Source organism: Nocardia sp. NPDC004260, assembly GCF_053603155.1.
Genome location: NZ_JBSGEZ010000081.1, coordinates 16309 through 28656 on the forward strand (window position 1 = coordinate 16309; position 12348 = coordinate 28656).

14 protein-coding genes and 1 pseudogene are annotated in these 12348 nt (G+C 67.3%); 8 read left to right on the plus strand and 7 right to left on the minus strand.

Annotation, left to right across the window (positions count from 1 at the left end; genetic code table 11):
- Genes ACWEO7_RS32285 through ACWEO7_RS32295 form a run of 3 tightly spaced genes read right to left on the minus strand, consistent with a single transcriptional unit; the run spans position 1 to position 2665 of the window.
- On the minus strand, positions 1-1533 hold the full coding sequence (locus ACWEO7_RS32285; protein ID WP_452428846.1) for a diguanylate cyclase domain-containing protein: 1533 nt from the start codon (positions 1531-1533) through the stop codon (positions 1-3).
- Positions 1533-2099 carry a hypothetical protein gene (locus ACWEO7_RS32290; protein WP_452428848.1) on the minus strand — a complete coding sequence of 189 codons (567 nt, stop codon included), beginning with the start codon at positions 2097-2099 and terminating at the stop codon, positions 1533-1535. Before ACWEO7_RS32290 ends, ACWEO7_RS32285 begins: the two co-directional genes overlap by 1 nt.
- The gene (locus ACWEO7_RS32295; protein WP_452428849.1) at positions 2096-2665 is read right to left on the minus strand and encodes a pyruvoyl-dependent arginine decarboxylase; all 570 of its coding nucleotides are present in this window, start codon (positions 2663-2665) and stop codon (positions 2096-2098) included. The genes ACWEO7_RS32290 and ACWEO7_RS32295 overlap by 4 nt, the downstream gene beginning before the upstream one ends.
- Before the next feature lie 163 nt (positions 2666-2828).
- On the opposite strand from ACWEO7_RS32295, the gene galK reads away from it, so the two are divergent.
- The 3 genes from galK (at position 2829) to ACWEO7_RS32310 (ending at position 6161) form a co-directional block, all read left to right on the plus strand.
- Complete coding sequence (gene galK, locus ACWEO7_RS32300; RefSeq protein WP_452428851.1) at positions 2829-3950, plus strand: galactokinase; 1122 nt, start codon at positions 2829-2831, stop codon at positions 3948-3950.
- Positions 3951-4205: 255 nt separating this feature from the next.
- Complete coding sequence (locus ACWEO7_RS32305; RefSeq protein ID WP_452428866.1) at positions 4206-5897, plus strand: sodium:solute symporter family protein; 1692 nt, start codon at positions 4206-4208, stop codon at positions 5895-5897.
- 12 nt (positions 5898-5909) lie between these two features.
- Positions 5910-6161: a hypothetical protein gene (locus ACWEO7_RS32310; RefSeq protein WP_450025441.1), complete on the plus strand. Its 252-nt coding sequence runs from the start codon at positions 5910-5912 to the stop codon at positions 6159-6161.
- Positions 6162-6411: 250 nt separating this feature from the next.
- Here the strand turns inward: ACWEO7_RS32310 and ACWEO7_RS32315 are convergent.
- Positions 6412-6858 (minus strand): annotated as a pseudogene (locus ACWEO7_RS32315) (SRPBCC family protein); the annotation flags it as partial.
- 217 nt (positions 6859-7075) lie between these two features.
- Positions 7076-7228: a hypothetical protein gene (locus ACWEO7_RS32320; RefSeq protein ID WP_452428853.1), complete on the minus strand. Its 153-nt coding sequence runs from the start codon at positions 7226-7228 to the stop codon at positions 7076-7078.
- 338 nt (positions 7229-7566) lie between these two features.
- Here ACWEO7_RS32320 and ACWEO7_RS32325 point away from each other — a divergent pair, with 338 nt between their 5' ends.
- Entirely contained in the window at positions 7567-8241 is a 675-nt protein-coding gene (locus tag ACWEO7_RS32325; RefSeq protein ID WP_452428855.1) for a hypothetical protein, read from the plus strand.
- Positions 8242-8419: 178 nt separating this feature from the next.
- On the opposite strand, the gene ACWEO7_RS32330 is transcribed toward ACWEO7_RS32325, so the two are convergent.
- Positions 8420-8779, minus strand: coding sequence for an Rv2640c family ArsR-like transcriptional regulator (locus ACWEO7_RS32330; protein WP_452428857.1), 360 nt, complete (start codon positions 8777-8779; stop codon positions 8420-8422).
- A 98-nt stretch (positions 8780-8877) separates the two neighbouring features.
- On the opposite strand from ACWEO7_RS32330, the gene ACWEO7_RS32335 reads away from it, so the two are divergent.
- From ACWEO7_RS32335 to ACWEO7_RS32350, 4 genes are all read left to right on the plus strand, one after another.
- A complete protein-coding gene (locus ACWEO7_RS32335) occupies positions 8878-9408 on the plus strand; it encodes an ArsI/CadI family heavy metal resistance metalloenzyme (RefSeq protein ID WP_452428859.1) in 531 nt (176 codons plus the stop codon).
- Between the two features lie 63 nt (positions 9409-9471).
- Positions 9472-9846, plus strand: coding sequence for an ArsR/SmtB family transcription factor (locus ACWEO7_RS32340; protein ID WP_452428861.1), 375 nt, complete (start codon positions 9472-9474; stop codon positions 9844-9846).
- Positions 9843-10571: an aquaporin gene (locus ACWEO7_RS32345; RefSeq protein ID WP_452428863.1), complete on the plus strand. Its 729-nt coding sequence runs from the start codon at positions 9843-9845 to the stop codon at positions 10569-10571. Before ACWEO7_RS32340 ends, ACWEO7_RS32345 begins: the two co-directional genes overlap by 4 nt.
- Positions 10572-10580: 9 nt before the next feature.
- A complete protein-coding gene (locus ACWEO7_RS32350) occupies positions 10581-11015 on the plus strand; it encodes an arsenate reductase ArsC (protein ID WP_452428864.1) in 435 nt (144 codons plus the stop codon).
- A 60-nt stretch (positions 11016-11075) separates the two neighbouring features.
- Here ACWEO7_RS32350 and ACWEO7_RS32355 read toward each other — a convergent pair whose 3' ends face one another.
- Positions 11076-12326: a helix-turn-helix domain-containing protein gene (locus tag ACWEO7_RS32355; RefSeq protein WP_452428868.1), complete on the minus strand. Its 1251-nt coding sequence runs from the start codon at positions 12324-12326 to the stop codon at positions 11076-11078.
- Positions 12327-12348: the final 22 nt, after the last annotated feature.

Sequence of the window (12348 nt, forward strand, 5' to 3'; positions counted from 1 at the left end):
TCACACCGCGGGACTGGCGGATCGGGCAGCCGTGCGCCAGATCCGTCGGTCGGTGCCGGGAGGCGTGTGCCGCACGTCGTCGTGGAACGCGTAACCGAGCGAGTACTGCTTCGCGTGGTACATGGCCGCGTCCGCGTCCCGGAGCAGGCCGTGCACGTCGGTGTCCGAGCTGCGCGGACCGACGCACGCCACGCCCACGCTCGCGGTGATCGGTATCTCCCCGGCGCTCAGCCCGAACGGCCGGACGAACGCGCCGAGCAGCCGTTCGGCCAGCACGGCGGCCTCCGGCCGGGCGAGCCGGGCGAGTACGACGAATTCGTCGCCGCCGTAGCGCGTCACCACGTCCTCGTGGCGCGCGACTCGCCGGATCCGGCCGGCCGCCGTCGAGATGAGTTCGTCGCCGACGGCGTGCCCGTAGCTGTCGTTGACCCGCTTGAAGCCGTCGAGGTCGATGAACAGCAGCGAGATCGGTTGCTCGGCCCACTGTTCGCCGCGCTGCCGCAGCGCGCGCAGCAGTGCGGCCCGATTCAGCAATCCGGTGAGTATGTCGTGGTCGGCCTGGTACTGCGCGCGCCGCTCGCTGCGGGCGCTGCGCACGATGGCGCGCTCGCTGCGCACCAGCATGCCGATCAGCAGGAACCCGAACAGCGACGACACCACCACGCGATCGAGCGGGCGCAGGCTCGACCCGACCACCGGCACCAGTGAGGCCACGATCAGCGCGATCGCGATGAGGCTGGCGCGCTGCCTGGAGTGGTGCGGGTGGATGCGCCGTGGCGTGCCGAGCGTGGTCATGGTCGGGTGCAGCGCCGCGGCGCCCACGGTGGCGTAGGCGGCGAGCAGGGGAGCCAGCAGCACTTCACGCCCGAACACGGTCGCGCCCGCGGTCTCCAGGCTGTAGCCCAAGTCGCCGAGCAGCACCGCGACGAGTCCAGCGTGCAGCAACCACAGCGAGGTCTCCGCGCGCGTGGAGGTCGCCATGGAGTGCGCCACCAAGGTCAGCAGCAGCGCGTCGAGTACCGGGTAGGTCGCCGCCACCAGCGCGTCCAGCCCGGTCGTGGTGGATTGCAGGATCGGGGAGATGAGGAAGGTCCAGGAGGCGAGCAGCGCGCCGAGCCCGATCAGGGCCGAGTCCAGGAGCAGGTCGTAATCGCCGTGCACTTGGCGCGGCCACAACCAGATCAGCGCCGCGAGCCCGACGCCGAGGTAACCGAGCAGAGTGAACGCGTCGTCGAGCGGATGGACCGCGTGGTCGCCGATGTCGCGCAGCGTGGTGCCGGTGGCGAACAGCACTGCCGAGCCGGACAGCAGATACCACGGCAACGGGTGCGCGGGCCGGTGCGTGCGCACGCCGACCGCGATCATGGCGAGGGTCGCGCCGACGATGATCGTCATCGTCACGAACGCCGCCACGTGCGAGTCCAGCGCCAGATGGACCGCGATCGCGGCCCCGCTTCCCCCCAGAAGTACCGCGTACCAGCCCGATCCGATGCCGCGCCGACAGCTGATCTGTGGCTGTTCACTGGGTGTCATCAGCCCCCCTTGGTCGCTCCATCCCCGGTGAACCGGGCCGCGTAATAGATCTGTGAATCCTCCACCGCGACTTCGACGTTCGCCTGTTCGTCGAGCACCGCCCTGATGCTGTCGGCGAACGAGAACCGAGTGTTGTTGTACGAGCAGATGTCCCAACCGACCGCGGCGCGCTCGGCAACCAATATCTGGACAACTGATTTGATCATGGCATGGAACGCCGCCCCTTGGCGGGCACTTGGCGCAACAAGGGTGAAACCCGCGTAGTAGATCGCGCCGCGCGCCGCGTGTTCGGGATAGCGGGCCGCGAAATAGTCCGGGCTGATCCACGGCACGGTCTCCAGATGCCTGGTCAGCGTAGTGACGCCGATCGGCTCGCCGTCGGCGTGCGCCACGTACTTCTGCACGCGGGGATCCACCATCTCCTCGCGGAACTCCTCCGGGTGCAGCACCTGCCGTGCGATGGCCTTCGCGCGCAACGGGCCGAACGCCTCCTCGTACAAGCGATGGAACATCGCGATCCGTTCCTCCGGAATCGCCGCCTCGACGGTCACGGTGATCTCGCTCATCGCGGACCCCACGGAATGGTGTGGTACGCGGCGAGGACCAGCGCGCACGCCGGGTCACCGTCGGAGGTGGCGTCCACGGTGCACAACTGGACGGGGCCGAAACCGTCGCCACGGTGGCGGGTCATGTCCGCCAGGCTGGCGCGGATCAGGGCGGCGACTTCGTCGCTGGTCTCGGCCTCGTGCTCGACGAACAATCCGGCCCCGGAGCCGTCGTCGCGCAGCGCCCAGCCGATGCCCGCGGCGGCGGTCGCGCCGCGTTCGCAGGCGTGCCGCACCGCGTAGACGCAGTACAGCCGGTCACCCCACGGGATCGGCTTGCGTACCCGGCCGATCCGTTCGACGGTGGCGCGCGGCGGGATGACCGACGACAACCGGATCAGGTTCGCCTCACCCACGCCGAGACCGCGCAGCGCCGCGTCGAATGCCGACATGGCGGTCGGTCCCGCTCCGGTCGCCGTGCCGATCTCGATCGTCAGCGGCGCCGGGAACGTCCGCTCCAGCGGCGGCCGCAGCCGATCCGGGCGCGGCCGGGCGCGTAGGTCGCCGCGTGAGGTGTCGTGAATCATGGTGCCCTCCCGATCCGCCGCGGCCACCAGATTTCGCAGGCCGGACTTGCGTCGAATTCGACTCTGCGGCAGAAACGCCGATCCCGCAGCCAACCGGGCCGAAAACGATGTCCGGGCGGCGTGTCTCGTACCCTGGCACCGACCGGGACAGCGAGGAGCGAGTGTGCGGACATGGGTGGCGCCGGGGCGGGTCAACATCATCGGTGAGCACACCGACTACAACGACGGCTACGTCCTGCCGATCGCGTTGCCGCTTGTGGCGCGGTGTACGGCGGCGCCACGCACGGACGGGCTGGTGCGGGTCGGCTCGCGGCAGCGTCCCGGCGAGCCGGTGCTCGTCGCGGTGTCCGACCTCGAAGGCGCGCGGGCGCGGGTGCCCGGTTGGTCACGCTATCCGCTCGGCGTGGTCGCCGAGTTCACCCGGCGCGGACACCGGATCCCCGGCGTGGATCTCGACCTCGACGGCGCGGTGCCGATCGGCGCGGGCCTGTCGTCCTCGGCGGCGCTGTCCTGCGCGGTGGCCATCGCGCTGCGTGATCTGTTCGCGCCCGGCCTGACCGATCGCACGCTGATCGACATGGCCCGCGCCGCCGAGAACGACTACGTCGGCGCGCCGACCGGCTTGCTCGACCAATCGGCCGCGATGTTGTGCACCGCCGGGCACGCGCTGCTGCTGGACGTGCGGGCATTCGCCGCCGACACCGCCGCGCCGCGCGGCGCCGAGCAGATCCCTTTCGACCTCGGCGCTTTCGGGCTGGAACTCCTTGTCGTCGACACCGGCCAGCCGCACGAACTGGCCGACGGCCGCTACGCCGAGCGCCGCGCGGAATGCGCTGCGGCGGCCGAGGCGCTCGGCGTCGAGACCTTGCGCGACGTGTCGTCGGCGACGGACACCACCCGGATCGCCGACGACGTGCTGCGTCGGCGCGCCCGGCATGTGGTGACGGAGAACGCCAGAGTGCTCGCGGTTGCCGAAAGATTGCGGGAAGTGGTCGACCCGCGTGGAATCGGCCCGGTGCTCACCGCCGGACACGTCTCGCTGCGGGACGACTTCGAGGTGTCCACTCCGGCCCTCGACGCGGCGGTCGACGCCGCGCTTGCGGCCGGGTCGCACGGCGCGCGGATGGTCGGCGGCGGATTCGGCGGCAGTGTCATCGCGCTTGTCGACCAGGACCGCACCACGGCGGTGGCGGAGTCGGTGCGGCAGCGTTTCGCCGACGCGGATCTGCCCGATCCGCGCACTTTCGTGGTGGTCCCCGCCTCTGGAGCCCACCGGGTCGACTGAGCGACCGACCGGATTTGTGCGCGAATGTGCCACGCCGTTGGGCATGATCGCGCACAGTGGTGTCTGCCGACACCATTCGGCGGGCGACGAGGAGGTCGCGCGCGCCGGGCAGGACCAGCACGACGCGGCTCTCGCACGACGAACGACCTCGCTCGCCGCCCCGGTTTCACCGCCAGGAGGAATGCTGTGCCGCTCGTCGATTCGTCCGTTCTCGCCGCCGTGCCCGGCCTGCACTCGGCCGCTTCGCCACCGCACCTGGAAGCCGCCGAGACCCTCCGCCTGGACGCGCAGCCCGTCGACTACGCGCTGGTCGCCCTGTATTTCGTGTTCGTGCTCGGCATCGGCCTTCTGGCCAGGCAACGGGTGTCATCCAGCATCGACTTCTTCTTGTCCGGGCGCTCGCTACCGGCCTGGGTGACCGGCCTGGCGTTCATCTCCGCCAACCTCGGTGCGGTGGAGATCATGGGCATGTCCGCCAACGGCGCGGAGTACGGCTTCCCGACCTTCCACTACTTCTGGATCGGGGCGGTACCCGCCATGCTGTTCCTCGGCGTGGTGATGATGCCGTTCTACTACGGCTCCAAGGTCCGCAGCGTGCCGGAATTCATGCGCCGCCGCTTCGGCACCGGAGCCCATCTGGTGAACGCGCTGAGTTTCGCCATCGCGCAGATCCTCATCGCCGGGGTCAACCTGTACCTGCTCGGCTCGATCGTGAACGTGCTGCTGGGCTGGCCGCTGTGGGTCTCGGTGATCGTGGCCGCGGTGATCGTGCTGTCCTACATCACCCTCGGCGGTCTGTCCGCGGCGATCTACAACGAAGTGCTCCAGTTCTTCATCATCGTGGCCGCACTGCTGCCGCTCACCCTGGTCGGGTTGCACCGGGTCGGGGGATGGGACGGGCTGCGCGACAAAGTGACCGCCTCGCCGGGCGGCGCGGCGCAGCTGGAATCGTGGCCCGGTAACGCGCTCAGCGGATTCTCCAACGATTTCCTGTCGATCCTCGGCATCGTGTTCGGGCTCGGATTCGTGCTGTCGTTCGGGTACTGGACCACGAACTTCGTCGAGGTACAGCGCGCGATGGCGACGCACTCCATCTCCGCGGCGCGGCGCACGCCGATCATCGGCGCGTATCCGAAGATGTTCATCCCGCTGATCGTGGTGATCCCCGGCATGATCAGCGCGGTGCTGGTGCCGCAGATGGCGGAGTACAAGGCGGCGGTGACGGCGAATCCGGACTTCGAGAGTGACACCACCTACAACCAGGCGCTGCTGTACCTGATGAAGGACGTGCTGCCCAACGGCCTGCTGGGTGTGGGGCTGGCCGGTCTGCTCGCGGCGTTCATGGCGGGCATGGCGGCCAACGTCTCCGCGTTCAACACGGTGTTCAGCTACGACCTGTGGCAGCAGTACGTGCGGCGCGACCGCGCGGACGGCTACTACCTGGGCGTGGGCAGGCTGGCCACGATCGGCGCGACCGTGGCCGCGATCTTCACCGCGTTCATCGCCTCCGGTTTCAGCAACATGATGGACTACCTGCAAACCTTGTTCAGCTTCTTCAACGCGCCGCTGTTCGCCACGTTCATCCTCGGCATGTTCTGGAAACGGATGACGCCGACCGCGGGCTGGACCGGTCTGGTCTGCGGAACAGCCTCGGCCATAATCGTTTTCATCCTGCACCAGACGAAGGTCTTCGAGCTGTCCGGCCAAGGGGCGAGCTTCGTCGCCGCCGGTGTCGCGTTCGTGGTCGACATCCTCGTCAGTGTCCTGGTCACCCAGGTGACCCAGCCGAAACCGGCGGCGGAACTGATCGGGCTGGTCTACTCGGAGACGCCGAAGGAAGTGCGCACCGACCCGGAGGCCGACACACTGCCCTGGTACCAGCGCCCGGTCCTGCTGGCCGGCATCGCGCTCGTGCTCGTGATCGCGCTCAACATCTTCGTCGGATAAGGAATCGCCGCAATGTTTTTCGATATCCGTACCATCGTCGGCGCGTTGCTCGGCTGCTACGCGATCGTTCTCGTGGTCACCGGACTGGTGCACGACACCGCCGCCGAGCAGGCCAAGACCGGCGGGGTGAACGTGAACCTGTGGGCCGGGCTCGGCATGGGCGTGGTGGCGGTGGCCTTCGTGGCCTGGGCGCTGCTGCGCCCGGTCCAGGTGCCGCCGGAAGCGCATCCGGCGGACACCGATGAGGAGCGCGACTCGGCCTGACGCGAACGACGCCCCCTGGGAGACCCAGGGGGCGTCGTTATCGCACTGGTCAGACGCCGGGGCTACCGGTTCCGCCGGGCCACGTGCCGGGTGTGCCGGTCCCACCGACACCCGGGCTACCGGTTCCACCCGTTCCCGGGGTCCCGGTTCCGCCCGTTCCCGGGGTCCCGGTTCCGCCGGCGCCTGGCATGCCGGTTCCGCCGACGCCGGGCCGGGGAGCCGTGCCGCGTTCGGTCGCGGTGCCGCCGGCGTCCGGACGCGGGATGTCGCCGCGCCACGCGCCGGTCTCGCTGCCCCGATGCTCGATGAAGTGCTTGAAGCGCTCCAGGTCACCGTTCACCCGGTGCTTCAGCACACCGAGCTTGTCGGCGACGTTCTCCACGAACCCTTCGGGATCGACGTCCATCTGCGTGGTCACCCTGGTGTGGGTGTCGTCGAGCCGATGGAACGTCACGACGCCCGCGTGCTTGGGTCCGCTGTCGGACTTCCAGGCGATGCGTTCGTCGGGATGCTGCTCGGTGATGGTCGCGTCGAACTCCCGCGTCGACGGTCCGACATGAACACGCCAGTGCGTATGCCGGTCATCGATCTGCTTTACCTCTTCGACACCCTCCATGAACTGCGGAAACGACTCGAACTGCGTCCACTGGTTGTAGGCGGTGCGAACCGGAACCTCGACGTCCACCGTGGCGGCCATTGTGCTCACTTGCTACCCCTTTCCTCGCCCACTCGCATCGTCTCGCGGCTGGGCGTCTCTCGGTTGACAAGCGCTCCCTTGTGGGGCGACTCGGGACATTGGCCGCTTACCCGGGTCGTTGGGGGGCAAACAGAACGGAATCCTCGTCACACGTGCCGCCAGCGCCGTCGGACCAGGTCTCCGGCCCGATCCGGCCCATGTTTTTTCCCGAATCAATTCAGACGACGACGTCGGCGGCCAATACGTCCAGTTCGCGTACCGCTGTCGATTTCGCCCATGGCGTGAGGGCGGCCCTGGTATTGCGATAGACCTCGCGCAGCCGTGGTGACGTGTTGATTCGCGAGAACTCCAGGGCTTGCCCGTGGTTCAACGTAACATCTGTCCAGAACAGTCGACAATCGTTCTGGCACAACACAATCGAGGGACTGCACGATCATTCCTCCGGTATTGCCGCCTTGCGTCGGGAAGCGTGGCGGTCGCGGCGACCGCGGTCTTCACCTCCGGCATTTGGTCCTCGACCGCCGGCGAGCCGGCATGCTCCGCCGTTCCCGCCACCGACTCGGCCCGCCCGCCCCGGGCGTCTCCGGAACCGACGTGCCGCACATCCCGAGCGTGAGAACCATCCGGAATGTGCGAGGACGGCAAGCCCGCGTGTGGTCAGGGTTGAGGACGAACAGATGCCGGATGATCGAGTGAAGGAGGGTTCGAATGAAGAAGGCCGAGATCTTCGATATGCCCACCCGCACCGAGAGGCGCGATCCCGAGGCACTGAAGAAGCGCATTCAGGGCTCCAACGGCGGCCGGGACGACGCCTATGGCGCGTACCAGCTCGCCTGCCTGATGGCTGCCACCGAGGCGGAAGAGGACGGCAGCGACGACGAGGCGTGTCTCGGCCAATTCGAGGACGCGCTCCCCGGCTGGCTGAGCCGCCTCGGCTTGAAACTGGACGTCCACGCGTACGGCGTGTGCCACATGTCGGACCACGCGGGCGTCGATCGTGGCGACGCGTCGTCGATCTATTGGACGTTGTCGGGATTCCGCGACCGCTCCCGAATCTACGAGGCCATCGCCTTCCCGTCCGGCACACCCGCGCCCTCCGGTTCGCTGATGGAGCAATACGACGACTGGTCGCAGAACGCCGCCGCGGTAGCGGAAGAGGAATCCAGCGACTCCGCGCGCTTCTCCGCCTTCGTCGACTCGATGACGGAATACCTGAATTCCTCTGGCAAGAAGTTCCCCGGAACGTCCTTCGGCTACTTCAACAGCGCGGGCAGCGAAATCTACACCCCCGCCATGGAAGAAACCGGAATGCTCTGGAGCGTGGCCCCTCTCGGCTCCTTCGACGGCCACATGTACGAATGCGTCACCGCGCTTCCCAAATAAGTTCGAGATCAACGGCACATGGCCGTGGCATTTCGCGAGTAAGCCCCTCCACCATGTGCCGTTGATCTCGAGGGGGGCAGAGGCACTCGCGGCAGTGCTGCCCGTGGCCCCCAGAAGGCTTTCGTCCGGCCTCGGAGGGTTCGCGTGAGGTAGCGCGGCTGCCTGCCGAGCATCCCGTTCAGCGGCAGCAGTTGGGGTCGAGGACGAAGCACAATGCCGCTAGGGCGTCGCGGCGGGCGCGGTGGAAGGTGTTCATGCCGCGCCGTTCGGACTCGACGAGCCCGGCTTTACGCAGCTGGCCGAGGTGATGGCTGACCGTCGACTCCGACAATCCGACCGCCGCGGCGAGATCGCCGCCGTTCTCCTCGTCGGAAGTGCTGGTCAACAGGAGTGACAGCAGCTTCACCCGCGCCGGGTCGGCGATCGCTTTCAACCGCAACGCCACCGCCAGCGCGGCGGCGTCGTCGACCGGTCCCGCTGCGACCGGCGCGCAGCAGACCGGGGCGGACATGTCGATCACGGGCAGCGTCTTGGGCATGCGATCGACTCTACCCACTTTGTTGACATATGTCGAAAAGGTGGCAGACTCGGCATCGAACCGGTTCTTCGATATATGTCACACAAGTGGAGGTAGTCATGTCCCGCATCCAACTCGCCCTCAACGTCGACGACATCGACCAAGCCGTGCGGTTCTACTCGACCCTGTTCGGCACCGAACCCGCCAAGCGCAAGCCCGGCTACGCCAACTTCGCCGTCACCGAACCACCCCTCAAACTCGTGCTGATCGAGAACCCCGGCCATGGCGGCAGCGTCAACCACCTCGGCGTCGAAGTCGAAACCTCCGATCAGGTGCACGCCGAGATCGCCCGCCTGTCGGAAGCCGGGTTGTTCACCGAAGAGCAGATCGCCACCACCTGTTGCTTCGCCACGCAGGACAAAGTCTGGGTCACCGCGCCGGACGCCGAACGCTGGGAGGTCTACACCGTGCTGGCCGACAGTAAAACCTTCGGTACGGCCCCCGAACTCACCGGTGCGGCCACGCCTTCCGACGCCGAGGCGGTTCAGGCCTGCTGCGGCACGGCCGAGGAAGCCGCCGCCGAAGGTGCGTGCTGCGGCTCGGCCGCCAAGAAGGAGGCAATCGACTCGGGCGCCACCTGCTGCCACTGACCCCGGACGGCGTTCACCAGGTGTTCGCTTGCCTATGGATTCGATATATATCAATATCGACCCGTGTCGAAACAGGAGTTACCGCTCGTCGGCGTGACCTCACCATCGTGTGAGGTCACGCCGATGATCCGCCAACCGCTGACCGCCGACGCCGCCATCGAGCTGGCCTGCGTCTTCAAAGCGCTGTCGGACCCGGTCCGTTTGCGGCTGCTGTCGGTGGTCGCCGGTCATGCCGGGCGGGAGGCGTGCGTGTGCGACCTGTCGGAAGGCTTCGACGTCAGCCAGCCGACCATTTCCCATCACCTGAAGGTGTTGCGCGAAGCCGGACTGCTCAGCCGCGCGCGGCGTGGGTCGTGGGTGTACTACCGCGTCGAACCCGCCGCGCTGCGGCAGTTGTCCCGCCTGCTCGACATCACCATTCCGGAAGCGGCGCGATGACCGACCTGACGCGGCGGCTACTGGCCGAATTCCTCGGCACCGCTCTACTCGTCGCGGTCGTCGTCGGCTCCGGCATCTCAGCCGAGCAACTGTCGCCCGATGACGTCGGCGTGCAGCTACTGGAGAACTCCACCGCCACCGTTCTCGGACTCGCGGTGCTGATCCTGGTCTTCGGGCCGGTGTCGGGCGCACACTTCAATCCCGTTGTCTCCGTGGTGGACTGGCTACTCGGGCGACGCCAAGGCACCGGCCTTTCCGGCCGAGACCTCCCTGGCTACATCGCCGCCCAAACGACCGGAGCCGTCGCCGGAGCGATCGTCGCCAACGTCATGTTCGATCGATCCGCGATGCAGATCTCCACCCACCATCGCATCACCACCGGTCATGTGATCGCGGAAGTCGTCGCCACGGCCGGACTGATCGCCGTCGTCTTCGGCCTGGCCCGCAGCGGGCGAGCGGCCCTGTCCGCGGCAGCGGTCGGCGCCTACATCGGAGCGGCGTACTGGTTCACCAGTTCCACCTCGTTCGCCAACCCCGCCGTCACCATCGGCCGCGTCTTCTCCGACACCTTCGCCGGAATCGCCCCCGCCTCCGTGCCCGGCTACCTCGCCGCCCAACTCCTCGGCGCACTGACCGGCCTCGCCCTCGTCGCCATCCTCTACCCGGCCGCCGCCTCCGCCGCCGACAACGCCATCATCCCTCGCGACACCGTCGACACGCACTGAAAGGCCGCGATGCCAGCCACACCGAGCGTGCTGTTCGTCTGCGTCCACAACGCCGGACGCTCCCAAATGGCCGCCGCCCTGCTCGCCCACCTCGCTCGAGACGAAATCGAGGTCCGCTCCGCGGGCTCGGCCCCCGCCGACGAGATCAACCCTGTGGTCGCCGAAGTCATGAACGAGATCGGCATAGACATCACCGACCGGAAGCCGAAGATCCTCACGCCCGAAGCTGTCGAAGCCTCCGACGTCGTCATCACCATGGGCTGCGGCGACGCATGTCCCTACTACCCCGGAAAACGCTATCTCGATTGGAAGCTCGACGACCCCGCGGGACAAGACCGCGCCACCGTCCGCGCGATCCGCACCGAGATCGAACGACACATCCGCGGCCTGCTCACCGAAATGGGCCTTCGGGTCAGGGATCAAGCGGGGCCCGGCATCGAGTGAGTCGATCTCGATGCCGGGCCTCCTCATGATTCCTGTTCGCCAGTAACTGTGTGAGGCTGCTCAGTACGGGACCTGCACGAAGTCTGCTAGCTCACGGACTTCTGCCGTGAGCGTCCGGCGCTTGTCGATCATGCCAGCCAGGATGTCACGCGCGAATCTTTGTTTCACCAGCCATTCGGGCAGCTCGCGGCGGATCTGTTGAAGTACGGCCAGAGCTTCGGGGTACTGCCGCATCGCTGCATGTGCTGCTGCGACGTCGAGGCGGTGACGCTGCCACGGCCACGGGAGAGGGTATTTCGTTCCCTCCAGCTGTGCGCCGATCGCCAAAGTGACTTGCGGCTTGTCGATCACCATGGCGTTCTCCGCAGCCAGCATCTGTACCGTGACCGGGCCGAATGCATGCAGCAGGCCGTCTCTCGAGTCGTGTTCGCCATGGCGGATCGCCATCCCGGCTACGCGGGCGAACGCCAGCGCGTCATCTGCCTCCCCAGGTCGGTTGTCCCGTATCGCCGCTGTGGAGACCCGTTGCAGCATCAGTCCCCAACTAGCGAGATCTTCTCGCGATGCCTTGGAGATTCGGCGCGGTTCGAGATCGTCCGCCCACTTGGCTGCAACCTCGCGGGCCTTGGCGAGGTCGCCTTTCCGAATCCAGCGCCAGCAATCCGCATCCGCCAACGGCGCAGCTGCCCGCAGATCCGGCGCATCATCCAGCGCCAACGCGATTGCGTGGTCTGCTGCGTCGAACTGCCAGGTCAGGCACATTTGCCAGGCCACCATCTGGCGAATCCGAGACCGTAGCCTGCGTGCATCGACCGTGTCTGAATCCGCCGCTGAGACCAGATAATCCGCATCGCGCAACATCGGCACCAGGTGCTGGGCAAGCTCAGCGAAACGGCCACCGCGGAACAATGGCTTCACTTCAGCGAACGTTGCGCTGACACCGGCGACGGTCGGCGGTTCGGTGTACTCATCGGCTGGATAGATACCGGCCAGCGCCTGTCGGACATCGGCCCACAGTTCGACATCGGTCACGTCTGGGTCGGCGGCATCCGGTTTCACAATCAGAGCAGAGGTTTCGACCCGCAGCGCGTTCGCCAGCCGACGCGCCGTTTCGGTCCTAGTCGACTCCTGCCCGCCCTGCTCGAGCAGCCTGATCAGCTGAACCGACACACCGGATCGTTCTGCTAGCTCGGTCTGAGTGAGCCCACGCCGTTTGCGAATACTGCGCAGGCGGTCCCCTAAGGGTTGTCCCGTAAGTTGTTGAGCGGCAGTCGGTATCGTGTTCGCGTGGCGGTGATCTCGGCGGTCGATCCGGTGATGGTGGAGTTGTTCA

Bases quoted from the DNA above. Each gene is read 5' to 3' on its own strand.
- ACWEO7_RS32285 (WP_452428846.1), bottom strand. From the start codon at position 1,533: ATGACACCCAGTGAACAGCCACAGATCAGCTGTCGGCGCGGCATCGGA.
- ACWEO7_RS32290 (WP_452428848.1), bottom strand. From the start codon at position 2,099: ATGAGCGAGATCACCGTGACCGTCGAGGCGGCGATTCCGGAGGAACGG.
- ACWEO7_RS32295 (WP_452428849.1), bottom strand. From the start codon at position 2,665: ATGATTCACGACACCTCACGCGGCGACCTACGCGCCCGGCCGCGCCCG.
- ACWEO7_RS32310 (WP_450025441.1), top strand. From the start codon at position 5,910: ATGTTTTTCGATATCCGTACCATCGTCGGCGCGTTGCTCGGCTGCTAC.
- ACWEO7_RS32325 (WP_452428855.1), top strand. From the start codon at position 7,567: ATGAAGAAGGCCGAGATCTTCGATATGCCCACCCGCACCGAGAGGCGC.
- ACWEO7_RS32330 (WP_452428857.1), bottom strand. From the start codon at position 8,779: ATGCCCAAGACGCTGCCCGTGATCGACATGTCCGCCCCGGTCTGCTGC.
- ACWEO7_RS32335 (WP_452428859.1), top strand. From the start codon at position 8,878: ATGTCCCGCATCCAACTCGCCCTCAACGTCGACGACATCGACCAAGCC.
- ACWEO7_RS32345 (WP_452428863.1), top strand. From the start codon at position 9,843: ATGACCGACCTGACGCGGCGGCTACTGGCCGAATTCCTCGGCACCGCT.
- ACWEO7_RS32350 (WP_452428864.1), top strand. From the start codon at position 10,581: ATGCCAGCCACACCGAGCGTGCTGTTCGTCTGCGTCCACAACGCCGGA.